Origin of the sequence: Paenibacillus mellifer, from assembly GCF_023195895.1 — a bacterium.
GTDB lineage: Bacteria > Bacillota > Bacilli > Paenibacillales > Paenibacillaceae > Fontibacillus > Fontibacillus mellifer.
Genome location: NZ_JALPRK010000014.1, coordinates 76205 through 101210, shown reverse-complemented (window position 1 = coordinate 101210; position 25006 = coordinate 76205). Strand labels below are relative to the sequence as shown.

The 25006-nt window shown below is 53.0% G+C and carries 19 protein-coding genes; 15 read left to right on the top strand and 4 right to left on the bottom strand.

The window, feature by feature from the left end:
- Positions 1–27: 27 nt before the first annotated feature.
- The 3 genes from M0651_RS15390 (at position 28) to M0651_RS15380 (ending at position 5785) form a co-directional block, all read left to right on the top strand.
- Positions 28–2214 carry a methyl-accepting chemotaxis protein gene (locus M0651_RS15390; RefSeq protein WP_248552632.1) on the top strand — a complete coding sequence of 729 codons (2187 nt, stop codon included), beginning with the start codon at positions 28–30 and terminating at the stop codon, positions 2212–2214.
- 240 nt (positions 2215–2454) lie between these two features.
- The gene (locus M0651_RS15385) at positions 2455–4239 is read left to right on the top strand and encodes a peptidoglycan D,D-transpeptidase FtsI family protein (protein WP_248552631.1); all 1785 of its coding nucleotides are present in this window, start codon (positions 2455–2457) and stop codon (positions 4237–4239) included.
- 127 nt (positions 4240–4366) lie between these two features.
- A complete protein-coding gene (locus tag M0651_RS15380) occupies positions 4367–5785 on the top strand; it encodes a polysaccharide deacetylase family protein (protein ID WP_248552630.1) in 1419 nt (472 codons plus the stop codon).
- A gap of 87 nt (positions 5786–5872) precedes the next feature.
- Here M0651_RS15380 and ilvD read toward each other — a convergent pair whose 3' ends face one another.
- The 3 genes from ilvD to M0651_RS15365 all read right to left on the bottom strand — a co-directional run bounded on the left by ilvD (position 5873) and on the right by M0651_RS15365 (position 9227).
- Positions 5873–7558: a dihydroxy-acid dehydratase gene (gene ilvD / locus M0651_RS15375; protein WP_248552629.1), complete on the bottom strand. Its 1686-nt coding sequence runs from the start codon at positions 7556–7558 to the stop codon at positions 5873–5875.
- Between the two features lie 184 nt (positions 7559–7742).
- Entirely contained in the window at positions 7743–8009 is a 267-nt protein-coding gene (locus M0651_RS15370) for a KGG domain-containing protein (protein WP_248552628.1), read from the bottom strand.
- A gap of 165 nt (positions 8010–8174) precedes the next feature.
- Positions 8175–9227, bottom strand: coding sequence for an acyltransferase family protein (locus tag M0651_RS15365; protein WP_248552627.1), 1053 nt, complete (start codon positions 9225–9227; stop codon positions 8175–8177).
- 235 nt (positions 9228–9462) lie between these two features.
- Here M0651_RS15365 and M0651_RS15360 point away from each other — a divergent pair, with 235 nt between their 5' ends.
- The gene (locus M0651_RS15360) at positions 9463–10242 is read left to right on the top strand and encodes an HAD family hydrolase (protein WP_248552626.1); all 780 of its coding nucleotides are present in this window, start codon (positions 9463–9465) and stop codon (positions 10240–10242) included.
- Positions 10243–10259: 17 nt separating this feature from the next.
- Positions 10260–11009, top strand: coding sequence for an NAD-dependent protein deacylase (locus M0651_RS15355; RefSeq protein ID WP_248552625.1), 750 nt, complete (start codon positions 10260–10262; stop codon positions 11007–11009).
- A gap of 8 nt (positions 11010–11017) precedes the next feature.
- Here M0651_RS15355 and M0651_RS15350 read toward each other — a convergent pair whose 3' ends face one another.
- Positions 11018–11881, bottom strand: a complete 864-nt coding sequence (locus M0651_RS15350; protein ID WP_248552624.1) for an AraC family transcriptional regulator — start codon at positions 11879–11881, stop codon at positions 11018–11020.
- A 178-nt stretch (positions 11882–12059) separates the two neighbouring features.
- On the opposite strand from M0651_RS15350, the gene M0651_RS15345 reads away from it, so the two are divergent.
- From M0651_RS15345 to ptsP, 10 genes are all read left to right on the top strand, one after another.
- Positions 12060–13238, top strand: a complete 1179-nt coding sequence (locus M0651_RS15345; RefSeq protein WP_248552623.1) for a galactokinase — start codon at positions 12060–12062, stop codon at positions 13236–13238.
- Positions 13239–13240: 2 nt separating this feature from the next.
- A complete protein-coding gene (gene galE, locus M0651_RS15340) occupies positions 13241–14227 on the top strand; it encodes a UDP-glucose 4-epimerase GalE (RefSeq protein ID WP_248552622.1) in 987 nt (328 codons plus the stop codon).
- A 14-nt stretch (positions 14228–14241) separates the two neighbouring features.
- The gene (locus M0651_RS15335; RefSeq protein ID WP_248552621.1) at positions 14242–15819 is read left to right on the top strand and encodes a UDP-glucose--hexose-1-phosphate uridylyltransferase; all 1578 of its coding nucleotides are present in this window, start codon (positions 14242–14244) and stop codon (positions 15817–15819) included.
- A 170-nt stretch (positions 15820–15989) separates the two neighbouring features.
- Positions 15990–17153 carry an iron-containing alcohol dehydrogenase gene (locus M0651_RS15330; RefSeq protein WP_248552620.1) on the top strand — a complete coding sequence of 388 codons (1164 nt, stop codon included), beginning with the start codon at positions 15990–15992 and terminating at the stop codon, positions 17151–17153.
- A gap of 126 nt (positions 17154–17279) precedes the next feature.
- On the top strand, positions 17280–17810 hold the full coding sequence (locus tag M0651_RS15325; protein ID WP_248552619.1) for an NfeD family membrane protein: 531 nt from the start codon (positions 17280–17282) through the stop codon (positions 17808–17810).
- A gap of 30 nt (positions 17811–17840) precedes the next feature.
- On the top strand, positions 17841–19421 hold the full coding sequence (gene floT, locus M0651_RS15320) for a flotillin lipid rafts scaffold protein FloT (protein WP_248552653.1): 1581 nt from the start codon (positions 17841–17843) through the stop codon (positions 19419–19421).
- Positions 19422–19613: 192 nt separating this feature from the next.
- Complete coding sequence (gene glcT, locus M0651_RS15315) at positions 19614–20459, top strand: glucose PTS transporter transcription antiterminator GlcT (RefSeq protein ID WP_248552618.1); 846 nt, start codon at positions 19614–19616, stop codon at positions 20457–20459.
- 234 nt (positions 20460–20693) lie between these two features.
- On the top strand, positions 20694–22754 hold the full coding sequence (gene ptsG / locus M0651_RS15310) for a glucose-specific PTS transporter subunit IIBC (RefSeq protein WP_248552617.1): 2061 nt from the start codon (positions 20694–20696) through the stop codon (positions 22752–22754).
- A 137-nt stretch (positions 22755–22891) separates the two neighbouring features.
- Positions 22892–23167 carry an HPr family phosphocarrier protein gene (locus tag M0651_RS15305; RefSeq protein ID WP_155605791.1) on the top strand — a complete coding sequence of 92 codons (276 nt, stop codon included), beginning with the start codon at positions 22892–22894 and terminating at the stop codon, positions 23165–23167.
- Positions 23160–24872, top strand: a complete 1713-nt coding sequence (gene ptsP, locus M0651_RS15300; RefSeq protein ID WP_248552616.1) for a phosphoenolpyruvate--protein phosphotransferase — start codon at positions 23160–23162, stop codon at positions 24870–24872. Before M0651_RS15305 ends, ptsP begins: the two co-directional genes overlap by 8 nt.
- Positions 24873–25006 lie beyond the last annotated feature (134 nt).

Genomic DNA, 25006 nt, shown 5'->3' with positions numbered 1-25006 from the left:
AACTATTAAGAGTGGCGGGTGATCAACATGAGTCTGGTTCCGAAGAACGAGGACCAAGCAACTAACAACAAGATGAAGGAAAAGAAGCAAAAGAAGCAAAAGGGAGAACGGACCAAGTCAAAAGCAAGCAATCCATCAGGCAAAACTCCGTTTAATTTCAAAGCTTTGTTGGCTTCACTGCAGGACAAATTACCTAAACAAATCAATCCTTCGAAGTCGGTAGGCATTCGGTTGTTCCTGATTTTCTTTATTGCAATCATGTTTTTCGTGCTGACCATCGGGATTATGTCTTCCCAAATGGCGAAGGGGACGATTCAGGACAATGCGGAACAAGCCAACCTTCAGACGATTGTTCAGACCTCGCAAAAGCTGGATATCGTCATGCAAAAGTATGAAGAGAATCTGCAGCAAATGTTCCTGGACGACGAAATGCAAAATGCCATCATGGATGCTTCCTTGTCGAACCTTACGGACTATGACAAGTTTACCGCAACCAACAAGATGAGAACTCGCTTGAATACGCTAACATTCTCAACTAAGGGAGTTTCAGCGGTTTACATGTTGTCGGCGGACAAAATCGTGGATGATGTAACTTCGGGCAGCGCGGATATCAATTTCTTGGCCACCGTGCGTGAAGAGGCTTGGTTCAAGGATCTAGCCGGCGCAACCAAGACGGTTTGGTTGAATGTTCCATCCGAAGGGAAGAACACACAAGTCTTCCGCCTAGCTCGCTCGGTACAAAGTGTCAACAGTATGAAACGTTTCGTTCTGATCACCGATGTTAATTTGGACGTATTGAACGGTTATTTGAAAGAAGTTAAATTGGGGGAAAACTCCAAACTTCAAATGCTAACACAGGATAATATTGTGGTTGGTTCCTCCGTCGATGGTGATGAGGGAAAACCTAGCGAATTTAATCTGGGACAAAGCAGCGAGCCTTTTGGCAGCCTTCGGACCAAGGATGCAAGCGGCAACTCTGTTCTCGCCTCGTTCAACACTCAGGCGTCTGGTTGGAAGTTGATCGGCACCGTGGATGCGGCGGAACTGACAAAAAGCGCAGACCGTATCCTGATGTTTACGATGTTCTCCCTGGTTGTTGTTGCGATTATCGCCATTCTGATTGGCATTTGGATGGTTCGCATGATCGCGCATCCGCTCGGCAAGTTGAGAAACCTGATGGAGGAAGGCTCCCGAGGGAATCTGAACGTTCGGATGAATACGAAAGCGAAGGATGAGATCGGTCAACTGACGGTGAGCTTTAACGTGATGATGGAGAATATCACTACCCTCGTCAAACAGACCAATCATTCCGCGCAGGATGTTTTGGATACAGCTACTGAATTGACACAAGCCTCGAACAAAACGGCGTTGTCCGCTAAAGAAATCGCGGTTGCGACTGAAGAAATCGCTAACGGGGCGACCAGCTTGGCGAACGAAGCTGAACGCGGCAATGAGCTGACAGAGAATATTTCCCGTCAGATGGAACGAGTCATCCAAACGAACAAAGAGATGGAAAACTCGGCACGTCAGGTGGAGAAATCCAGTCAGCAAGGGACCGAGTTTTTGGGCGGATTGATGGAGAAAACCAACATGACCGTCGAAATGATCAATGCGTTGACCGCCAAAGTCGACTCGCTCAAAGCGAGCACAGGGTCCGTCTTGAAAGTGCTTGATGTGATGCAGAACATTACGCAACAAACGAATATCCTGTCGCTGAACGCTACGATTGAAGCGGCTCGCGCAGGTGCTGCCGGCCGAGGGTTCATGGTCGTTGCCGATGAGATTCGTCAATTGGCGGATCAATCCCGTCAATCGATCACCATGGTTGGTGAAATTACGGATACGATTCAGAAAGAGATGAACGAAACGGTCAAAACCCTATCCGAAGCGAGTCCGATCTTCCAGGAGCAAATCGCGTCGGTACAGGAAACCAGCCAAATTTTCGTATCCGTGCAGCAGCAAATGGAAGGTTTCGTCCATCATCTCGATTCCGTGACGGCTTCCATCGACCAACTGAACGAATCGCAATCGGTATTGTCCGAAGCGATGAGCAACGTCAGTGCGGTTGCGCAACAATCGTCCGCTACGTCCGAAGAGGTTGCCTCGCTCTCCAGCGAGCAGCAAACCGTCGGCGATCAGCTGGTGCAGCTGTCGAACAAATTGGAGAACGTGTCGACCGGCTTGAAAGAGTCGTTGTCCAAGTTCACCGTATAGAAGGCAGGCTTAGCGCCTGAATATGAGTATGACCCGGTTTCCCGAGGGTTCCGGGGGTCGGAGAGAAGCCCGGTCAATCTGCGAATGCAGGTTTGGCCGGGTTTTTTATTGTTATAACGACCACGGGCCGCTCTTGTCCGCCGACGAGCATGAGCAGTGGGCATCGGGGGTAGCGGGTAGGGGCGGCGGTTTAGTCCGACTTTTCCCAGGAAATAATGGGAACAGAACGGAGGGCGAACGATGTCGTTATTGCGCAAAAAACGGATATTTTATTTGCTGCTGTCCTTTATGGTAGTAATCGGGTTGTTTGCGCTGCGTATCGCCTGGATTCAGACGGCTTCGGCGTTTAAGGCTGTGACCGTTAGCGGGAAGACGATCAATGAATTAGCCGTTCGGCAGCGTGAAGAGAGCATCGAATTGGATCCGGGGAGAGGACATATCTTCGACCGTAATGGGAAGCCGTTGACGGGGGAGTTGGCTTGGACGCCAATCCTGTTTCCGGTTCGTAAATTGCCCGAAGAACCTCAGCTTGCCAGCATGGCGGCCGCGCTGGGGACGACCGTTACCGAACTTCGAAGCACATGGGAACAACTGGAGCGCCCTTACACCTGGCCGAAGCCGGGGGGAGAACCGGGCGAGCCGCTCCGGTTAAACGAAGAGGCGGCTCGTATGTTGCCGAAGCTTGAAGGTCTGGAAGTGCTGCCTTATATGACGCGTTACGGGCCGGGCAAACGGGGCAACCAGTGGCTTGGATTTGTGACGCAGCGGCCGGATGTCATTCGGAAGCTTCGGGAGAACAAACATCAGCCAGACTTCGCGTTGACCTTGCAGGTCGGTGCCTCTGGTTTGGAGAAAACGCTCGACGGGTTACTGCGGGGACTTGGCGGCGTCAGGGCTGCCTACGCGGTTGACGGGCGAAAGGACCCGCTCGGCGGGATGGGCACTCGGGTGAATGCGGACACCAGCCGTTATTACCCGTTGCAAATTCAAACCACGGTGGACGATGAAATTCAGCAGAAAATTGAGCAATTGGCCGTAAAGATGAACGTGACGGAAGGAGCGGTTGTCGTGTTAGATGCGAAGACCGCCGATATCGTATCGATGGTGTCATTCCCTTTTTATGATCCGCACCATGTTGATCCTGCGGCGGAGAACTGGGGTAACAAAGCAGTCAAGGCATCCGTTCCGGGCTCGATATTCAAAACGGTGATTGCGGCTGCCGCCCTGGAGGAGCATGCCACGGTTCCCGGTGAAGTGTTTCACTGCAATGGCCATTATGGCAAATACGGTTTGTCTTGCTGGAAGAAAGGGGGACATGGAAACATCACGCTGGAGGAGGGGTTTGCCAAATCCTGCAACGTTGTATTCGCCACACTGGGAGAGCGGTTAAGTACGGACGCGATGGTTAGGACCGCCGCCAAGCTGGGGCTGGGTCGTCCCATCGGCTGGAGCGATCCTGCCTTCCTCGGAGGGGATGGATTACGGCCGCTGGATCATGAGGAGCCTGGAGTGGTGTTCAACAGTTTGGCGGCAGCGGACGGCGGGGTACGGGCGCAAACTGCCATTGGCCAGCGGGATGTGCTCGTATCCCCGCTCCAAGCGGCCAATTTGGTCGTTAGTTTGCTCCATGGCGGCCAAGTGACGGCGCCGCGCTTAGTCAGCGAGATTCGTTACAAAGACGGATCGCTATTATCCGAGTTACCCACCCAAGCTTCTCCTTCCGCGGCCGGACAGATTCACACGCAGACAGCTAATAGATTGCTGTCCTGGATGAGGCTGGTGGTAACGGACGGCACCGGAGGCGCGCTACAGCAGGCGAAATGGCCATTGGCTGGAAAATCCGGTACGGCTGAAGTTATTCGAAACAACCAACCTCTCAATAACCAATGGTTTATCGGTTACGGTCCGGTGGAAGAACCCCAATATGCCGTGGCGGTCCTAGTCCAGAACCGACCCGAAGGATCCAAACATCTCGCCGCCGAGTTGTTCTGGCGGACTATGGATGTATTAGCTTCACAAGGTTGACCGATTTCCTGTGCTTTCCCCAAAATAATGCGCCTAAACTAGGGACGTCTGTGATAAAATAGTGTAGATGCTATGCTTTTCACGGAGCATGCCAAAGTCATTGATCATAGAAAAGTGGGGAAAGCATATGGAGACTTTGCTGCTATGGTTATTTTATATCTCTACGCTGTACGCTTTTATACCCGGATTGATCACTCGGATCTTCGGTTTTCGCGTATTTAAGCACGGGACCAGCGATAAGGAGTTTGCGCTTACCTTCGACGATGGCCCCGATCCGAAATATACTCCGCAACTGCTTGAATTGCTCAAGCGCCATGGAGCAAAAGCGACATTTTTCCTCGTCGGCTCGAATGCGGAGAAATATCCTGATTTGATTAAACGGATTCACGAGGAAGGCCATTTGATCGGATCGCACAACTATGTGCACAAAACCAACTGGCTAATGGGACCGGCCGCTGTCAAGAAACAAATTCAGAAAACGAATAAGATCATCTACGACGTTACCGGAGTGGATTCCCATTATTATCGTCCGCCGTGGGGAATCGTCAATTTGTTTGATTTTACGAACCGAGGCAACACGCAAATTGTCCTGTGGTCGGCGATGTTTGCCGATTGGCGAGTGAAGGTTGGCGCTGATCGTTTAACGAAACGCATGATGAAGAAACTGCGGGGTGGCGAGGTATTTCTTCTTCACGATTGCGGTGCTACCTTAGGTGCCAATGTCGGAGCGCCGGCTGAGATGCTGACCGCACTGGAGCGCGTGCTGACGGAAGCGGATCGCCGCGGTTTGCGCAGCATTCGCATCGACGAATTAATTCGTGTTACGGAAGAGGCCAAACGTAAAGGTAACCCGGCCAAGGCTACCTCATCCAAAGGGAGAACACCGGTGAAGGTATCCTGGTTCAAACGAGGTATCGTGGCCTTATGGCTGTTGTGGGAGAAGATCTTCCATGTGATATTCCAGCTAAAAACACCGGACACCCAAAATCCATTCCTTCATTTCCGTATCCGTCCTTACCATGGGGAGCCGGTGGCCCTCAATGATGGGAAAACTCTTCAAGCCGGCGATCAGGTCATGGAGCTCCATTTTGATAATAAGAAGCTCTATGAAATCGGGACTCGCTCGAGAACTACGGTGCAGCTGGCGATCCAAATGATACGTAATTTTGAGAAAACACTGCCGAAACTGGCCCAATACATCTACGACCATCCCGAACTCCAAGAGGTCAAAGCATTGTACGGCGTCAGTATGATTAATCGGGGACCCGAGCAATTCGGATTTATTATTACGGATTTACCGAAAGGTTGGTTTGCGAGCTCGACCCAAATCTATCTGAAATTATTGATGAGCGTTATACATCCTGCAGGAACGTCGAGATTAAAAGAGCAACCTCAAGAATTGGTACCCAAAATGATGGTCATGCCGATGGATCACCTCCTGGCACGGTTCACCGAAACTGGCTCGCATCGCAGCCACTCGACCCTAGAGAAACCTGAGGCCCTAGAAGAGGAGTCTTTACTTAGTGTCTCCTTGCCAACTCGGTAACGGATTACTTCACTTTTATCTTGTGAACAAGAAAGGCCGTATCTGGATCATGATGATCCGGATACGGCCTTTTTGTAAGCCTGCTATTTAGATTTTCATAACGCCACCCGAGCTGGCGTTGGTGACCAATTTGGAATAACGAGCCAAGTAACCGGTTTTGACTTTCGGTTCAAAGCCTTTCCAATTCGCTTTGCGGCGCGTGAGTTCTTCATCGCTGACATGCAGCTCGATCTTGCGGTTATTGAGGTCAAGCTCGATGATATCGCCGTCTTCGACGAAAGCAATTGGCCCGCCTTCCGCTGCCTCCGGAGAGATATGACCGATGCTGATGCCGCGGGAAGCGCCGGAGAAACGTCCGTCGGTGATCAAACCGACCTTGGCGCCCAGCCCCATGCCGACGATTTGCGAAGTCGGTGCCAGCATTTCCGGCATCCCCGGTCCGCCTTTAGGACCTTCATAACGGATAACAACGACGCAGCCTTCTTTGACTTTGCCGCCGGCGATTCCTTCAAGCGCCTCCTCCTGGGAGTCGAAGCAGATGGCAGGACCTTTATGATAGCCGCCAACCGAAGGGTCTACGGCGCCAACTTTGATAACTGAGCCTTCCGGCGCCAGGTTACCGTACAGAATGGCGAGGCCGCCTTTCTCTGAATGCGCCTTGTCGAGCGGACGAATGACGCTCGGGTCGAGAATTTCGCAGCCTGCGACGTTCGCGGCTAGCGTCTTCCCTGTCACGGTCATCTGATCGCCGTAGATCGCCCCCGGCTTCTTCAGGAGTTCGTTGATAACGGCGCTGACGCCGCCGGCCCGGTGTACGTCTTCGATAAAGAGATCGGATGCCGGCGCCAGCTTGGCGATATGCGGCACGCGGTTAGCTACTTCATTGATTCGTTCCAGCGGGTAATCGATCCCTGCTTCCTGGGCCAATGCCAGCGTATGAAGTACGGTATTGGTGGAGCCACCCATCGCCATATCCAGTGCAAAAGCGTTGTCGATGGATTCCTTCGTGACGATGTCACGAGGTTTCAGATCGAGTTCGATCAGTTTCATTAGCTGACGTGCGGATTCTCGAACGAAATCGCGGCGTTCTTCAGCCACAGCGAGAATCGTGCCGTTACCCGGCATAGCCAGACCCAGCGCTTCGGCGAGGCAGTTCATCGAGTTGGCGGTGAACATACCGGAACAGGAGCCGCAGGTTGGACAGCCGTATTGTTCCAGTTCTAGCAGGTCATTATCGCTGATTTGTCCGGCTTGGTGCGCGCCTACGCCTTCAAAGACGGAGGTCAGGGATAATTTCCGACCTTTGCTGTCTACGCCGGCTTTCATCGGTCCACCGCTGACGAAGACGGTAGGGATGTTGACGCGCAACGCGCCCATCATCATTCCCGGTGTGATTTTGTCGCAGTTCGGAATGCAAACCATGCCGTCGAACCAGTGAGCCGAAACAACGGTTTCGAGTGAGTCGGCAATGATTTCACGGCTTGGCAGGGAATAACGCATCCCGATATGCCCCATCGCAATGCCGTCGTCCACGCCGATGGTATTAAATTCAAACGGAACGCCACCCGCTTCGCGGATTGCTTCTTTTACAATCTTGCCAAACTCCTGCAAGTGCACATGCCCAGGCACGATATCGATATAAGAGTTACAGACCGCGATAAACGGCTTGCCGAAATCTTCTTCCTTCACGCCGGCGGCACGCAGCAAACTGCGGTGCGGCGCACGGTCAAAGCCTTTTTTGATCATATCAGAACGCATTTTCTTGGCTGTCATGATCACCGATCCCCCCATGATTAGTTATAGTTTTGGAGCTTTACACCGCTAAAGGTTTTCTCTAAAGTCTATCACAAGTGGTTATGATTTTCTACCGTTGATCACAGGAAATAACGTCAGGACAGGGCGTTTCACGGTCTATGAAAATAAAGAAATCTCCGGGGTCCCGGAGATTTCACAAGGTTCATGCATTAAATCCTGGTTTGCTGCGGGAACCCCCGCCTTTGCGGCCGATGTCCCGATAGAAACCTGTATCGTGTCTTTGGGATGTCGCTTCGCCGCCCTTCTGACCGATTTCCTGATAAAATTCGCGGTTATGGGTTTTCGAGGTCGCTTCGCCGCCTTTTTGCCCAATTTCTTGGTAAAAGGCTTTGCCGTGGTTCTTGGCCGTGGCCAGTCCTCCCAAACGTCCCGCTTCTTCTCGAGTCATTTTGCTTCGGCTTCGTGCCATCGAATCCCTCCTTGATCTTATTTTGGAGTACGTATGTTTTATTTACCACGGATTTCCAAGATGAAACGAGTTTGTTCAAAAAATTCAAGATATCCAAAAAAAAGATACTTTCCGTTTGGCTGGAAGGTATCTTCGAATTTTCAAAACATACGAGTTTAGATCTGATCACGGTTTACCGGCCGCGCCAAGTTGCTGCAAAGCTCGGTGTTCCAGCTTTAACAGCCATTCGACCGGGGGCTCGACCAACGGGGCGCACCATTTGCGTACCCAGCTTTGCGCGAGAAGCAGGGTGAGCGCCACGGCTCCGGCAATGACCAGCAGCCCGCCCGCCTCGCCATGCACGTATCCGTAGAGCGGAGATACGGCCGCCAAGCGCACGATAAAGCCGTGCAGCAGGAAGACGTATAACGTGCGGCGACCGAGCTCGGTGAGATGGCTGGCCCGAGATGGAACGAGGCCTAGAAAGGCAAGTCCGGCCAGCAGCTGTACCGGGTAGAGCAGCAGACGGAACACGCCGGCGTACCATTCGGGATGGCCGAGCTGGATATAGGTCATGCTACCGTACAACCAACCTGAGTTGACGCTTGCCACGCCGAACCCCAAAGAGATCAGCCATCCAAGTGAAATGAGAGCGAAGGAGGCTTTGAATGTTGGGTTCTGCAGTCGCTCTAGCAAGCGTTCGGAGAAATGATAGCCGAGCACAAAAAACGGCAGGAATACAAAAGTCCGCGATATACTAAACCACACACCTTCAATTTGTAGATAGCCGACCAGCACCGCAAGCAGGGTAGAGGCCGCAAGCTGTTGGAGAGGCGAATATTTGCGCATCAGGAGCAACATCATTCGCCAGCCGAGATGACTGACCAGGAACCACAGCAGCAAATACGGTGCGAAGAAGGAATGGTGAATGTGGTCTACCTGAAACACCGAAGCGTCCAGTACAGAGTATAAGCTTTGGAAAATAACATACTGCAAGCCGATCTGCAGCATGATCTTCCTTCCCTTGCCGCCGGTTAAATTAGACTTGGCAAAATAACCGGTCACGAAAACGAACAGGGGCATATGAAATGTAAATATCCACTGGTAGAGGGTATGCAGCCCGTCAATCCGCGTAGTTAGCGGTTCGATGGCGTTGCCGACGAATACACAGAGGATCAACAAGAAACGTAGGTTCAGGAAAAATACCTCACCTTGCGGGTTGATTTTGGATGACGTCATGACGGTTCAGGTCCCCTCTTTCCACGGAAACATCCGCAGCGGATATCATTTTAAATTTAAATAAATGAATTCATGAATAACGTACTCCATTTGCAGGGTTAGTCTTGTGATAAAAATCACAAATAAAACATCCTCAAAGCCTCGGGTGTGTCGAACTGATGACAGCATGAGCTGCCTTGGTGGAGTTGTAAAAATGGTATAATAAGGACATGGATGTACTGGGAGGACGATGATCATGGCCATGATTGAAGCGCGAGGGCACAAGGCGGTTTGCCGTGCGATTTTGTTTGACAAAGACGGGACGCTGTTGAATTTCATGGGCTTGTGGGGAAGCTGGGCGGCGGCCATCACCGGTCTGATGGAGCGGAAGTTAACCGATTTGGGATCCCCAGGAGGCTTGAACAAAGCAGAACTGCTTGGCCTTCATACAGATGAGGAGAATCGGGTGATCGGTTACGACAAGACCGGCCCGGTCGCCATGGGGACAGAAGAAGAGATCATATCGTTGTTGGCTTCAACGTTATATGCTGCGGGGCTTCCCTGGAACGAAGCGATTACGGTCGTCAGAGAATTAAATGCGAAGGCCATGACTGATCTCAAACAGAGGCGAGAAGCCATTCCCCTGCCAAGGTTACGCGAATTTCTGCAGGGATGCCGAGAAGCGGGTCTCAAGCTGGCAGTCGTCACCTCTGACTCGACATCGGGAGCACAGGAGCATTTGGAATGGATGGGCATCCGGGATGCGTTCGCCAGCGTAGTTGGGCGAGACCGTGTTCCCCGGGGCAAACCGGGACCGGACATGGCGCTGTTAGCTTGCCATGAGCTTGGCATTTTACCAAGTGAAACCGTGGTCATTGGCGATAGCAACGCGGATATGCAGATGGGGAAGCGAGCAGGGGTTGCCCTGAATATTGGATTAGCGGAAGAACACGGTGAGGATCAGCAGGGAGCGAGCTACTTGCAGGATGCGGACGTCATTATCGCCGGCTACGGAGAGTTAACGATACATCTTTAGGAGGTTCGAAACGGATCATGACCAAGGAAATAGACACTTTAGCGGATTGGATTCAGGAAAGCCATCATATTGTTTTTTTTGGCGGGGCCGGGGTATCAACCGAAAGCGGGATCCCCGATTTCCGATCGGCGGCGGGCATCTACCAGATGGAGAAGGCGTCGCCTTACGCGCCGGAGGAGATTTTGAGCCGGCGGTTTTTCGAACGGCATCCCGAGGTATTTTTCGACTTCTATAAGACGAAAATGATCCATACGGAAGCACAGCCGAACGCCGCACATCGCTTCTTGGCCGTGCTGGAACAGGCAGGGAAATTAAACGCCGTGGTCACGCAAAACATCGATGGGCTCCATCAACAGGCGGGAAGCCAGCGCGTGCTGGAGCTGCATGGTTCCGTGCATCGTAACACCTGCATGGACTGCGGCCACACCTATACGCTGGCAGACGTTATGGGAAGCGAGGACGTCGTGCCGCGCTGCGCCTGTGGCGGAATCATCAAGCCGGACGTGGTGTTGTATGGAGAAAGCCTGGATGAACAGGTGATCCAGGATACGGTCGATGCGATTGCCGGCGCCGACCTGTTGCTGATTGGCGGCACCTCGCTGACGGTGCAGCCGGCGGCGCATTTAGTCACCTATTTCCGCGGTGAGCGGACGGTGCTGATCAATGCTTCTTCCACCTCCTATGACCATAGAGCTAGTCTATTGATCACCGAGCCCATCGGCGCGGTGTTGGTGGCCGTCTCTCAGAAGCTGGGTCTGGAGGAGTAATCCCAAGCTCACTCCACGGAGAGAGTCCGGGTCACCGCTCTGCGATATTCGCTTGGGGATTCGTGATGGAACCGACGAAACTGCCGTGAGAAGTAGAGCGGATCGGTGAGACCGACGGAAGCTGCGATCTGCTCGATCGACAGCTCCGGTCGTTCGCGAAGGAGCTGCCGCGATTTATCGATTCTGAGCTTCAGCAGGTAGGTGACCGGGGTGAAGCCCGTTTCTTTCTTAAAGATTCGCGAGAGATAAGCCCGGTTGTATCCCATCGAAGCGCACATTTGTTCAATGGAGACCGGATGCGCATATTGGCTGGCCATATAATGAATCATTTGCTTCACGATCCGCTGAACGCCCGATTCACCCGACGGCAACGCCGATGCTATGCCCAGCGTCTCCTGGGCTTCGGCCATAATTTGATGCAACAGCCCCAGCGAGAGCAGATGGGAGCTGTTTTTTTTCGATTTAAAGGTCTGTAATACGCTGCTCAGCATCGTTGGAATCGAACTTCCATCTCCATGCCGAAACACCGGCTGTTCCGGTGTGAATCCCGCCCGATTTACGAGCTCGGCCGCCTTTGCGCCAGTGAATGCAATCCAGCGATAACGCCATGGCTCGGCCAGGTCGGAAGCATAGTAAACGAGCTGATCGGGGAGAATCAGGAAGCCGTCTCCTTCGCTCAGCTCATACGAGGCGGATTCGGTCCGAAACATACCTTTGCCCTGCTCCACGAAATGCAGGAGGTAATAATCATATACTTTCGGGCCCAAGCGGTGATCGGGCAGAGTCTGACTTTCACCGGCGAACAGGACATGCAGATCCTCCGCTTCGAATAAATCCGGGTTGGCGGCCGCACTATAGGTTTCTTGCTTCATGGGTCTTGTCTCCTTTTTGGCAGGGACACATACGCCCTGAAGGATATCTTGTACACATTTTACTCCGAAAAGTCACATTTATCTATATAGTTCTCGCAAAGGTGCATTATCAAATCAGAGCGATTTCATTATACTGGGTACAAGAAATAAAGATTCCATGACGATGGGGTGTACGTTAATGAAGAAGAATGAAATGGAACAATTGTTTATATCCAAATTCGGGGGAAGCTCCGAGTCGCTGCACGTATTCAACGCGCCGGGACGCGTCAATCTGATCGGCGAGCATATCGACTATAACGGGGGGTATGTATTCCCAGCCGCGCTGGAATTCGGGACGACGCTAGCGATCCGTAAACGGGCGGACGGTAAAGTCTCCTTCGCTTCAAGTAATCTGCCTTATACCGCGGAACTAAAACTGGAAGAACTCGGCACTAGCAAAACCGGCGAATGGATCGATTATCCGATCGGCACATACGTAGAGCTGAAGAAGCTGGGTATCTCGCTTACAAGCGGATACGACCTCCTGTTCCACGGTGAAATTCCGAACGGTTCGGGATTGTCCTCCTCGGCATCGATCGAAGTGGTGACGGCTTTTGCCTTCCTGAGTATGGAAGGGAAAGAGACGAACAAAGTTGAAATTGCCCGGCTATCCCAGCGGGCGGAGAATCAGTACGTCGGTGTGAACAGCGGCATCATGGACCAGTTTGCCGTCGCGAATGGGGCGCAGGATCATGCGATTCTGCTGATGTGCGACACCTTGGAATACAAGCTCGTGCCGTTCCGTACAGGCGCGTATAAGCTCGTGATCAGCAACACGAAGAAACGCCGGGGGCTAGTGGATTCCAAGTACAACGAACGGCGTTCGGAATGTGATGAAGCGTTGGCGATTTTGCAAAAACGTGAACCGAGCCTGGAGTTCTTGGCCCATCTAAAGCCGGAGCAACTGGAGCAATGGCAGGGGGATTTTTCAAACGAAGTCCTGTTGAAACGGGCTAAACACGTCGTGGAAGAGAATGCGCGCGTGTTGAAATCGGTGGACGCGCTGAGCGCGAACGACCTGAAGACCTTCGGCGAACTGATGAATGCTTCGCATGATTCATTGCGCGATTTGTACGAAGTGAGCTGCCTGGAGCTGGACGTGATGGTTGAGGAAGCGCGGAAAATTGATGGCACGCTGGGCGCTCGGATGACCGGGGCTGGGTTTGGCGGTTGTACGGTATCGCTGGTGCACGAGGATTCCGTAGAGCGATTCGTGGCTGAAGTTGGTCAGGCTTATAAAGAGCGGACAGGGTTAGACGGCGAGTTTTACGTGTGCGGCGTAGGCGACGGCGTGCATGAGATGAAAGGGGAGAAATAACCATGGCGATATTGGTGACGGGGGGAGCCGGTTATATCGGTTCGCATACGGTAGCTGCGCTGCTGGAGCAAGGCAAAGAGGTCGTTGTCATCGACAACCTGCAGACCGGACATCGCGGAGCGCTGCTCGGCGGTAAGCTCTACGAAGGGGATTTGCGGGATAAAGCCCTTCTGGCTAAGTTATTTGCCGAGAACGAGATCGAAGCGGTGATTCACTTTGCCGCGAACTCCCTGGTTGGGGAAAGCATGAAGGATCCAGTGAAGTATTTCGACAATAACGTATACGGAACGCTATGTTTGCTGGACGCCATGGATCAGGCAAATGTGCGTAAAATCGTGTTCTCCTCTACGGCGGCAACCTACGGCGAACCGGAAAAGGTACCGATTGAGGAAACCGATCCGACTCGGCCTACGAACGTGTATGGGGAAACCAAGCTGACCATGGAACGGATGATGGCCTGGTTTGATCAGGTGCTGGGGATCAAATACGTATCGCTGCGCTATTTTAATGCGGCGGGGGCCCATGAAAGCGGTAAGATTGGCGAAGACCATCGTCCGGAAAGCCATCTGATCCCATTGATCATTCAAGCGGCATTGGGACAACGTCCATCGATTCAAGTGTTCGGCGACGATTACAATACGGCTGACGGTACCTGCGTCCGTGACTATATCCATGTGAGCGATTTGGCCGACGCCCATCTGCGCGCGGTGAATCATTTGCTCGGCGGCGGGGAGAGCGACGTATTCAATCTCGGCAACGGGCAAGGCTTCTCGGTTAAGGAAGTCATCGAAACCGTGAAAGACGTTACTGGCCACGACTTCCCGGTCGTCATCAGCCCGCGCCGCGCCGGGGATCCGGCGGTGCTCATCGCATCTTCGGACAAAGCCCGCCATGTGCTGGGCTGGAATCCAACCCGCAACCAATTGGCGAACATCATCGAAAGCGCGTGGCAGTGGCATAACAGCCATCCAAACGGCTATAACGACTAAGGGAGTGTAACGCGATGGGAGTAGAAGAGAGAAATCGTCAAGAAACGCTTCATGCCATCGAACGACTGGTGAATTATGCGCTGGAGCAGGGCCTTATCGATTGGTGGGACGTAGACTATTCGCGCAATCGCCTGCTGGAGTTGTTTTCGTTCGATGAGCCGTTCGCGGGTGCAGTTTCGGAGGAGGTGCTGACCGGTCCGCAGGAGCCGCTCGAAATCTTGATTGATTACGGAGTCTCGATCGGCCTGATTCCGGAAGATACCGCCACTTACCGCGATTTGCTGGACGCTCAAATCATGGGTCTGCTGATGCCGCGCCCATCGGAAACGATCGCGGCCTTCCGCAAAACGGAAACCGAGCAGGGAATTATCGCGGCAACTGACGCGTTCTATAAGCTGTCCGTGGACAGCAATTATATCCGGATGGACCGGGTTCGCCAAAACATCTATTGGGAACAACCTACTCCGTTCGGGGACATGGAAATCACGATTAATCTGTCCAAACCGGAGAAAAATCCGAAGGAAATCGCCATGGCTAAGCTGCTACCGCCGCCGGTGTATCCGAAATGCCAGCTATGTCGCGAGAACGTTGGTTATGCGGGACGGATCAATCATCCGGCCCGTCAGAACTTGCGCGTCATTCCGCTGACCCTAAACGAAGAGCCATGGTTTTTCCAATACTCGCCTTATGTGTATTACAACGAACATTGCATCGTATTCCACCACGATCACGTGCCGATGAAGTTGACGCGCGATACGTTTAAGCGTCTGCTTGATTTCACAACGTTGTTCCCGCATTATTTCATCGGCTCCAATGCGGATCTGCCGATCGTTGGCGGTTCGATCCTGACTCACGACCATTTCCAGGGGGGACGGCATACGTTTCCGTTGGAGAAGGCCCCGGTGGAAGCCGTCTTCTCCCATCCGGACTTCGCCGGCGTGACCGTCGGGATGGTGAAGTGGCCGATGTCCGTGCTGCGGGTGAACGGTCAGGACCGCGAGGCTGTGCTGGAAGCGGCGGACGATCTATACGAGAAATGGAAGCAATACAGCGATCCGTCGGCCGACGTCCTAGTATTCTCCGAGGAGAAAGGGGAATCCGTGCCGCATAATACGGTGACCCCAATCGTCCGTCGCAGTGCAGATGGCGGTTACGAGGCGGACATCGTCCTACGGAACAACCGGACGAACGAACAGCATCCCGAGGGGATCTTCCATCCGCACCGCGAGATGCACCACATCAAGAAGGAAAACATTGGTCTGATCGAAGTGATGGGTGTGGCGATTCTCCCAGGCCGGCTGAAGGAAGAGCTGGCGGGAGTTGCGGCCATTCTGAGCGGGGACAAAACGTTGTACGAGGAGACCGTATCCGATCCCGGGTCTCGCCTGGCCGTGCACGCGGATTGGGTGAAAGAACTGGTCGCACGCGTAGGTATGTCACTGGCGCGTGAAGAGGCCGAAGTGTTGCTGCGTGACGAGGTCGGCAGCAAGTTCGCGGAGATTCTCGGACATGCCGGAGTATTCAAAGCGACGCCGGAAGGACGCGAAGCTTTCGAACGGTTTGTCGTTTCGATCGGTTACCGCAGACAGTAGAGCAGACGAACAGGTTGGATTGTACGGGGTCGCCCAAACCGAAGAGGTTTGGAGCGGCCTCGTTTCTGTTTGTTATTCCATTACAGTTAGAAGTATAATAGTTTGGGAGTACGAAGAGGCTAAGGTAGCATGAACCCCATTTACATAACTGAATATAGGAGGATTTTGGCATGGACAATTTCGTATTTCATAACCCGACGAAGCTGATCTTCGGTAAAGGTCAGCTGGAGTCGCTGCGTACCGAGGTTCCGGACTATGGAAGAAAAGTGCTGTTAGTTTACGGCGGTGGCAGCATCAAACGCAGCGGACTGTACGATCAAGTGACAGCTATTCTGCGGGAAATCGGCGCTGAGGTAACGGAGCTGGCGGGCGTCGAGCCGAACCCGCGTCTGTCTACGGTACATCGCGGGGTTGAGCTGTGCAAGTCGAACGGTATCGAGCTGGTCCTCGCGGTCGGCGGCGGCAGCGTGTTGGACTGCTCGAAGGCGATTGCTGTCGGCGCTAAATACGACGGAGATATGTGGGATTTCGCGGAGCGGAAGGCCGTGCCGAAAGCAGCCCTGCCGCTTGGAACCGTGCTGACGATGGCCGCAACCGGCTCGGAAATGAACGGCAATTCCGTCATTTCCAACGAAGCGACGAAGGAGAAGCTCGGTTGGGGCAGCAAGCTGGCTTACCCGGCGTTCTCCATCCTTGATCCGCAGTTCACGGCATCCTTACCGAAGGAGCAGACCGTTTACGGAATGGTCGACATTATGTCCCATGTATTTGAGCATTATTTCCATCCGACACCGAACACCCCGCTGCAGGACGAGTTCTGCGAAGCTTTGCTTCGGACAGTGATCGAAACTGCGCCGAAGCTGGCTGCGGATTTGGAGAACTACGACCTTCGGGAAACGATTCTGCTCTGCGGTACGATGGCGCTTAATGGCGTGCTGAATATGGGCTTGTCCGGAGACTGGGCGACCCACAATATCGAGCATGCCGTATCGGCGGTTTACGATATTCCACATGGCGGGGGCCTGGCTATCCTGTTCCCGAACTGGATGAAATACAACATGAAGCAGGATATCGCTCGCTTCAAGCGTCTGGCGATCAACGTCTTCAACGTGAATCCTGCGGGTAAGAGCGACGAGGCGGTCGCGCTCGAGGGGATTGAAGCGTTGCGGTCGTTCTGGAATTCAATCGGCGCTCCAAGCCGTCTGGCCGATTACGGTATTGACGACAGCCAGCTAGAAGTCATGGCCGAGAAGGCGGTTCGCTTCGGCTCGTTCGGTAATTTTGCTGTGCTGGATAAACAAGACGTGCTTGAAATATATCGCATGTCCCTGTAAGTGCCTCTCATCACCGGTTTCGCGGCATCCCGCTGCGAGCCGGTTTTTCTTTTTCGAAACATATTTCTCCATTTTACGTATGTATTTGTAGAGTACAGCAATATTTTGGGTAGAGGGAGGAACGGGATGGAAGCGCTGTTTTGGGGTTGTTTCGTCGGCGGTGCCTTGTTTGCCGTTATCAGCGCATTGCTTGGCGACTTGCTCGGAAGCTGGCTGGACGGCGTGTTCGATTTCCTGTCCGTGGATTTTCTCAAGCCGATTATCACGGCTTCGGCAATTACGTCGTTCGGCGGTGCCGGCATCTTGCTGGACCGATACACCGGACTCGGATCGGCCGGCGTGGTGATCCTGGCCATTGTGGCCGCTGTTTTGTTATCTGCCGTCGTGTACTTCGCTTATGTTCGGCCGATGGAAAACAGCGAAAATTCCACGGGATTTTCCGAATCAGAACTACCCGGCAAGGTCGGCGAAGTGACCGTACCCATCCCGGCACAAGGGTATGGCGAAGTGATGGTGAAGCTGGTTGGCGGCAACACCCTTCATATCGCGTCTAGCTGGGACCGGAAGGAGATTTCCGCCGGAACCGTCGTTGTTGTCATTGAGACGACGAAGGAGGGGACCGTCCAAGTTTCCGAGCTATATCCCCACCCGATGTAACACCATTACAAGAAGAGGGAGCTGTTGTCATTGTTCGAAAGTATTCCGGATTTCCTGCTTATCCCCGTCATCGTGATCGCAGTCATTATCGTGCTTGGGCTGGCGTTTTGGGCGAGGTACAAAACGGTAAGTCCTGACGAAGCGATGATCGTTACGGGTTCTTTTCTAGGGGGCAAGAACATATCCGACGACCAATCCGGCCGTAAAATAAAAATTGTGCGCGGTGGCGGGGCGTTTATCTGGCCGATTTTTCAGAAAGCCGAGTTCATGTCACTGCTCTCCCATAAGCTGGACGTCATGACCCCGGAGGTCTATACCGAGCAAGGCGTACCGGTTTCTGCAGACGGGGTGGCTATCATCAAGGTAGGCAGCTCGATTGAGGACGTTGCGACGGCGGCCGAGCAGTTTATGGGCAAACCGATCGAATCGCTCAAAGGCGAGGCTCAGGAAGTGCTCGAAGGCCATTTGCGTTCGATTCTTGGCTCGATGACCGTCGAGGAAGTGTACCGGAACCGCGATAAGTTCGCCCAGGAAGTGCAAGGCGTGGCGGCTCGCGACCTGAAGAAAATGGGGCTGCAGATCGTCTCGTTCACGATCAAGGACGTAAGGGATAAACACGGATACCTGGAGGCACTCGGTAAACCGCGGATCGCTGCGGTCAAGCGGGACGCCGATATCGCTGAGGCGGAAGCCCTGCGGGATGCCCGGATTCAAAAAGCGTTAGCCGAAGAAGCTGGACAGAAAGCCGAATTGGTCCGTGATACGAACATCGCCGGTGCGGAGAAGGACAAAGAGCTGAAGGTGGCTGAATTTAAGAAAGAGCAAGACACCGCCAAGGCCGAAGCCGACCAGGCTTACCATATTCAGGAAGCTCGGGCCAAGCAGACGATGGTGGAAGAGCAAATGAAAGTTGAGCTGGTACGCAAGGAACGGGAAATCGACTTGCAGGATAAGGAGATCACCGTTCGCCAGAAGCAATATGACGCTGAGGTGAAGAAGAAAGCCGATGCGGACCGTTATGCGGTCGAACAGGCTGCCGAAGCCGAAAAGGCGCGGAAAATGCGAGAAGCCGACGCGCTGCAATATTCGATCGAGACGCAAGCCAAAGCTTCCGCCGAACAGAAGCGCTTAGAGGGTTTGGCGATCGCGGATGCCGAACGGGCCAAAGGGACAGCGGATGCCGAAATCATCCGTCTCCGCGGTTTGGCCGAGGCCGAAGCGAAGGAGAAGCTGGCCGAAGCGTTCCAGAAATTCGGCGAGGCCGCGATCCTCGACATCGTGACGAAGATGCTGCCGGAGCTTGCTGGCAAAATCGCGGCTCCGTTGTCCTCGATCGACAAGCTAACCGTCGTGGATACCGGCAAAGGCGAGGGGGCTGCCCGCGTCAGCAATTATGTCACCGAGCTCATGGCTACTGCGCCTGATATGCTGAAGAGCGTCTCGGGGATCGAACTCGATCGGTTAATCCAAGGCTTGACCAAAGGTAAAATTGTCGCCGCCTCACCGGCGGCCGAGGTGACTGCTGTGAAGTCCACAGCTTCAGTGAAGGCACCGGAGCCTGTCGCACTGGAGACGGCCGCCTCGAAGGAAACGGAGCAAGACCGGAAGTAAGCCTTTTGTCCGGCTTGACAACCGTCAGCAATCCGTGTAATTTGTCAGAGGATCAATCGCGAATCGGCGTCCCGCTCGGATCATTGGGCGAGGACGCCTTTGAAATGCCTGGGAATTGGCTGACGCGGCCCGGAAAATCAATTATAATGAGCTTAACCGTTTTCGGAGAATAGGAAAAAGAGGTGCTTAGTTGTGAACAGCCTGCGCGTTTCTAAAGTGTTGAATAACAATGTCATCATCGCAAATCACCCGGAGCGTGGCGAGGTCGTAGTGATCGGCAAAGGCATCGGATTTAACCGGAAAACGGGGGACTCGATCCTGCTTGAAGCCGTTGAGAAAATGTTTATCCTCACGAATCAGCAGGAGCAAGAGCAATACAAGCAGCTCGTACCCCAGGTGGATGAACAGTTGATCGAAATTATCGGCGAAATAATCCTGTATATTTCCCAGAAGACGCAAACCGAGCTGAACGAGCATATCCATATCGCGTTGACCGATCACTTGGCATTCGCGATTAAGCGGGCGGAACAGGACATCGCTTTTCATAATCCGTTTTTGTTCGAGACGAAGGAAATCTATCCGGTGGAATTCGAACTGGCGGAATACGCAATCCGACTCATCAAGGAGCGGCTTGGGGTCGATCTCGGCGAGGATGAAATCGGCTTCGTGGCGCTTCACATTAACAGCGCCATGACCAACCGACATATCAGCGAGGTCCGGGGACATGCTCAGTTAATCGCTGACATGGTGGGCATCATCGAGACGGAGCTTCGCTTTACGATCCACCGCAACTCGCTGGATTATTCCCGTTTGCTGACCCATTTGCGGTTTGCGATCGAACGGATTCGACGCGGCGAGCAGGTCAGCGAAGTTGACAAGCTGGAAATGCTGCTGAAGCAGGAGTATCCAACCTTGTATTCGCTTGCTTACAAATTGACCAAAGTGATGGAGCAACGGCTCAAAATGCCAGTATACCAGGCAGAGGTCAGTTATTTGACGATGCATTTGCACCGGGTAGCTCCGGCGAATCTTCAGTAGCTTGCTTGCACGAACTAGAAAGTCCTGCTATAATTCCTAAGTGCATTGGCAACAACTTCATAAATCACAATGTGTGACTGATTCGATCAGGCATGAGTTGATAAGGTTATTTTGGATTGTATTGGGCGATTACGGGGTATTATATCCGTAAGCGATACCGACGCAGAACAAAGAACCTATATTGGCTCATGCCTGTTTTAATTTGTTACACGATGTCATAACAGGAGGGTGTTTATGTTTAAACGTTTGTTTGGTGTTTTGCAGCGGGTAGGTAAAGCGCTGATGTTACCGGTGGCTCTTCTCCCGGCGGCAGGCTTGCTGCTTGGGATCGGCAATATGCTGGTCAGCCCCGAGTTTCTGGATCTGGTGCCTGCCCTAGATAATCACGGCGTTCATGCCGTAGCTACCGTCATGATGAACGCAGGCCAAATCGTCTTCTCGAACCTGGCCTTGCTGTTTGCCGTAGGCGTTGCAGTTGGATTGGCCGGCGGGGAAGGTGTGGCGGGTCTGGCCGCCATCATCGGTTATCTCGTCATGAACGTGACTATGGGCACGGTCATCGGGGTAACGCCTGCGATGATCGGAACCGATCCGGCCTATGCGAGCGTACTCGGTATCCCGACGCTCGCAACCGGGGTGTTCGGCGGGATTATCGTCGGGATCCTGGCCGCCGCCATGTATAACCGGTTCTTCCGGATCGAGCTCCCGTCGTATCTCGGCTTTTTCGCCGGGAAGCGATTTGTGCCGATTATGACGGCTGCGACTTCGCTTCTTCTCGGCTTGCTGATGGTCGTCATCTGGCCGCCGATCCAGGGAGGCCTCAACTCTGCTTCCCACTTCATGTTGGAGCAGAACCGGACGTTGTCCGCGTTTATTTTCGGGGTGGTCGAACGGGCATTGATTCCGTTTGGTTTGCACCATATCTTCTACTCGCCGTTCTGGTTCGAATTTGGCGAATACATCAATAACGCAGGTCAACTCGTTCGCGGGGACCAATCGATCTTCATGGCTCAACTGCGTGACGGCGTGCCGTTTACGGCGGGTACCTTTATGACCGGTAAGTTCCCATTCATGATGTTTGGTTTGCCTGCCGCAGCGCTGGCCATTTATCACGAAGCTCGGCCTGAACACAAGAAATATGTGGCGGGCATTATGGGTTCGGCGGCCTTGACCTCCTTCTTAACGGGGATTACGGAACCTCTGGAATTCTCGTTCTTGTTCGTCGCACCGGTATTGTTTGCAGTGCATACGATTTTTGCCGGTTTGTCTTTCATGACGATGCATATCCTTGGGACGAAAATTGGGATGACCTTCTCCGGCGGTTTGATCGACTATCTGATCTTCGGGGTGATTCCAAACCGGACGCCTTGGTGGAACGTCATCATCGTCGGTCTGATTCTGGCCGTGATTTACTACTTCGGCTTCCGCTACGTTATCCGTAAGTTCAACCTGAAGACGCCAGGCCGCGAAGATCCAGAGACTGAAGGGGATGAAGCGAAAGCGGGAGGCCCAGTTAAGCAGGATGAACTGCCGCAGAATATTTTGTCAGCCTTGGGCGGACAAGAGAACATTGTTCATCTGGATGCTTGCATCACCCGCCTTCGGGTTGAAGTTAAGGACAAAGGCAATGTCAGCAAGGATCGGCTCAAGAAGCTGGGCGCCTCTGGCGTTCTGGAGGTCGGCAACAACGTTCAGGCGATCTTCGGAACCCGTTCCGATACGATCAAATCGCAAATCGCTGACATTATGAGCGGCAAGACGCCGCGGGTGGCGGTCAAGACGGAGGAGGTTAAACCTGCCGAAGTTGAGCAGCAAGCTGCCCAAGACGGCGATGCGATCATCAACGAAGATATCGTGATGCCGGTGAACGGCGAATTGATGGATATCTCCAATGTTCCCGATCCGGTGTTCTCGGAAAGAATGACCGGCGACGGCTTCGCGATTTTGCCTCATGACGGTGTCATTTGCTCTCCGGTGTACGGTAAAGTATTTAACGTCTTCCCGAGTAAGCATGCCATCGGTATTATGTCGGATGGAGGCAAGGAAGTTCTTGTGCATATCGGCGTCAATACGGTGAAGCTGAAAGGCCAAGGCTTTAATGTTCTGGTCAAAGAAGGCGATCTGGTCGCTGCTGGACAACCGATTCTGGAAGTGGACCTCGAATATGTGAAGGAGCATGCTCCTTCGATTATTTCACCGATCGTCTTCTCGAACCTGCCAGAAGGCGCGTCCGTGAAGTTGCATAAGACCGGCAAGCTGCCGAAAGGCGAAGCCGATATCGTTACGATCAAGTAATTCAAGGGGTACCCCGCCGCTGAGTCGGCGGCGGGGCATTTGGCTTTGGTTATCACGATCCCTTACAATGTGATAGGGAGCGTATCTTATATCAATTTTTTCAAAAAATTATAAATCGGAAAGCGAGAGGATCAATCATGGAAAAAATGTTCAAAATTACGGATGAAGACGGAATTCATGCACGCCCGGCAACGGCTCTGGTCAATACTGCAAACAAATTCAAAGGAGCTGAATCCTTCGCTGAAGCGGGCGGCAAGAAAGTAACGTTGAAATCGATTCTTGGCGTATTGTCCCTGGGGTTAGAACAAGGCGATTCTCTGAAACTGATCGTTGAAGGGGAAGAGGCTGCAGAAGCACTTCAAGCGCTCACCGAAGTCATGGTTAATGAAGGGCTGGGGGAAGTGAATGCTTAAGATTGTTGGCATTGCCGCTTCGGCCGGTGTGGCCATCGCCAAAGCCTTCAGATTGGAGCATCCTGATTATACGATCCATCAGCGGGATGCATCCGATTCCGCAGCAGAACTGGCACATCTGGACGATGCTTTGGCCAAATCTCAGCAGGAGCTTGAGGCGATTAAAGAGCGCACGCATCAAGAGCTTGGCGAGAAGAAAGCGGAGATTTTCGAATCCCATTTATTGATTCTAAACGATCCCGAGCTGCTAACCCCGGTTCGCGACAAGATTGCATCTGATAAAGTCACCGCAGCATTTGCGTTAAATGAAACAGCCAATGAATTTATTGCCATGTTTGAAAATATGAAAAGCGCCTACCTTAAGGAACGCGCAGCGGATATGCGGGATGTAACCAAGCGTGTGCTCACACATTTGCTCGGCTTGACTTACGTTAATCCGGCAGACATCAGCGAGGAGGTCATCGTGATTGCGGAAGATTTGACGCCGTCGGATACGGCGCAGCTTAATCGCAATTACGTTAAGGGCTTTACGACGAATATCGGCGGTCGTACGTCGCATTCGGCGATTATGGCCCGATCGCTGGAAATCCCTGCGGTTGTCGGCACCAAAGAGGTGCTGGATAAGGTAAACGGAGGCGACCTTGTGATCGTCGACGGATTGGACGGCAACGTCATCATTAATCCAACCGAGGATGTCTTGAACGAATACAAGGCGAAACGCGATCGACATCTGGAACAAATCGAAGAGTGGAAGAAGCTGCGCGGGGTGCAGACGACTTCGAAAGACGGCGTTCACGTTGAGTTGGCAGCCAACATCGGCACACCTAACGATGTAGTTGGCGTAATGGAGAATGGCGGAGAAGGGGTCGGCTTGTATCGGACGGAGTTCCTGTACATGGGTCGTACCGAGTTGCCTTCGGAGGATGTTCAATTTAACGCCTACAAGACGGTGCTGGAAAAGATGGAAGGCAAGCCGGTTGTCGTGCGGACACTGGATATCGGCGGAGACAAGGAGTTGCCTTATCTCAATCTGCCGAAGGAAATGAACCCGTTCCTGGGCTTCCGCGCCATCCGTCTATGTCTGGAGCAGAAGGACCTGTTCCGTACGCAACTGCGCGCCCTACTTAGGGCGAGCGTCTACGGCACGCTTCGGATCATGTTCCCCATGATTGCCACGCTGGATGAGTTCCGCTCAGCGAAGGCGCTGCTCCTGGAGGAGAAGGAGAAGCTGAAAGCCGAAGGTGTTCAGGTCTCCGACGAGATCCAGCTTGGCATCATGGTCGAGATTCCTTCGACAGCTGTCCTGGCCGATCAGTTCGCCAAAGAAGTAGACTTCTTCAGTATTGGAACCAATGATCTTATTCAATATACGATGGCAGCCGATCGCATGAACGAACGCGTTTCTTATTTGTACCAACCTTATAATCCCGCTATTTTACGGCTGGTCAAAATGGTGATTGATGCCGCCCACAAAGAAGGCAAATGGGCCGGAATGTGCGGCGAGATGGCCGGCGATGCGACAGCGATTCCGTTGTTGCTGGGATTGGGACTGGATGAATTTAGCATGAGCGCAACTTCAATTCTGCCGGCTCGGTCGCAAATTTCCAAGTTGTCTAAAGTGGAAATGGAACAACTGGCTGCTAAGGCGCTGCAAATGCAAACCGCCGCACAGGTCGTCGAACTGGTTCGCGCCATCGGCGAGTAAGGATCGAGATCTTTTCCAACTATAATTATGGGTTTCTTCATAGGCTGGCGCCCTCAAGGCGCCGGCTTTTTTTACGTGCAAGGTTTATTTTTGGTCGATTTTGGGATAAAGTGAGGTAAAACTGTAAGGTCAAC

Coding starts and splice junctions, on each gene's coding strand:
- ilvD (WP_248552629.1), bottom strand. CDS start 7,558: ATGACAGCCAAGAAAATGCGTTCTGATATGATCAAAAAAGGCTTTGAC.
- M0651_RS15305 (WP_155605791.1), top strand. CDS start 22,892: ATGGAAAAAATGTTCAAAATTACGGATGAAGACGGAATTCATGCACGC.
- M0651_RS15390 (WP_248552632.1), top strand. CDS start 28: ATGAGTCTGGTTCCGAAGAACGAGGACCAAGCAACTAACAACAAGATG.
- ptsG (WP_248552617.1), top strand. CDS start 20,694: ATGTTTAAACGTTTGTTTGGTGTTTTGCAGCGGGTAGGTAAAGCGCTG.
- ptsP (WP_248552616.1), top strand. CDS start 23,160: ATGCTTAAGATTGTTGGCATTGCCGCTTCGGCCGGTGTGGCCATCGCC.
- galE (WP_248552622.1), top strand. CDS start 13,241: ATGGCGATATTGGTGACGGGGGGAGCCGGTTATATCGGTTCGCATACG.
- M0651_RS15325 (WP_248552619.1), top strand. CDS start 17,280: ATGGAAGCGCTGTTTTGGGGTTGTTTCGTCGGCGGTGCCTTGTTTGCC.
- M0651_RS15350 (WP_248552624.1), bottom strand. CDS start 11,881: ATGAAGCAAGAAACCTATAGTGCGGCCGCCAACCCGGATTTATTCGAA.
- M0651_RS15345 (WP_248552623.1), top strand. CDS start 12,060: ATGAAGAAGAATGAAATGGAACAATTGTTTATATCCAAATTCGGGGGA.
- M0651_RS15365 (WP_248552627.1), bottom strand. CDS start 9,227: ATGACGTCATCCAAAATCAACCCGCAAGGTGAGGTATTTTTCCTGAAC.
- M0651_RS15330 (WP_248552620.1), top strand. CDS start 15,990: ATGGACAATTTCGTATTTCATAACCCGACGAAGCTGATCTTCGGTAAA.
- M0651_RS15385 (WP_248552631.1), top strand. CDS start 2,455: ATGTCGTTATTGCGCAAAAAACGGATATTTTATTTGCTGCTGTCCTTT.
- M0651_RS15335 (WP_248552621.1), top strand. CDS start 14,242: ATGGGAGTAGAAGAGAGAAATCGTCAAGAAACGCTTCATGCCATCGAA.
- M0651_RS15380 (WP_248552630.1), top strand. CDS start 4,367: ATGGAGACTTTGCTGCTATGGTTATTTTATATCTCTACGCTGTACGCT.
- M0651_RS15360 (WP_248552626.1), top strand. CDS start 9,463: ATGGCCATGATTGAAGCGCGAGGGCACAAGGCGGTTTGCCGTGCGATT.
- M0651_RS15355 (WP_248552625.1), top strand. CDS start 10,260: ATGACCAAGGAAATAGACACTTTAGCGGATTGGATTCAGGAAAGCCAT.
- M0651_RS15370 (WP_248552628.1), bottom strand. CDS start 8,009: ATGGCACGAAGCCGAAGCAAAATGACTCGAGAAGAAGCGGGACGTTTG.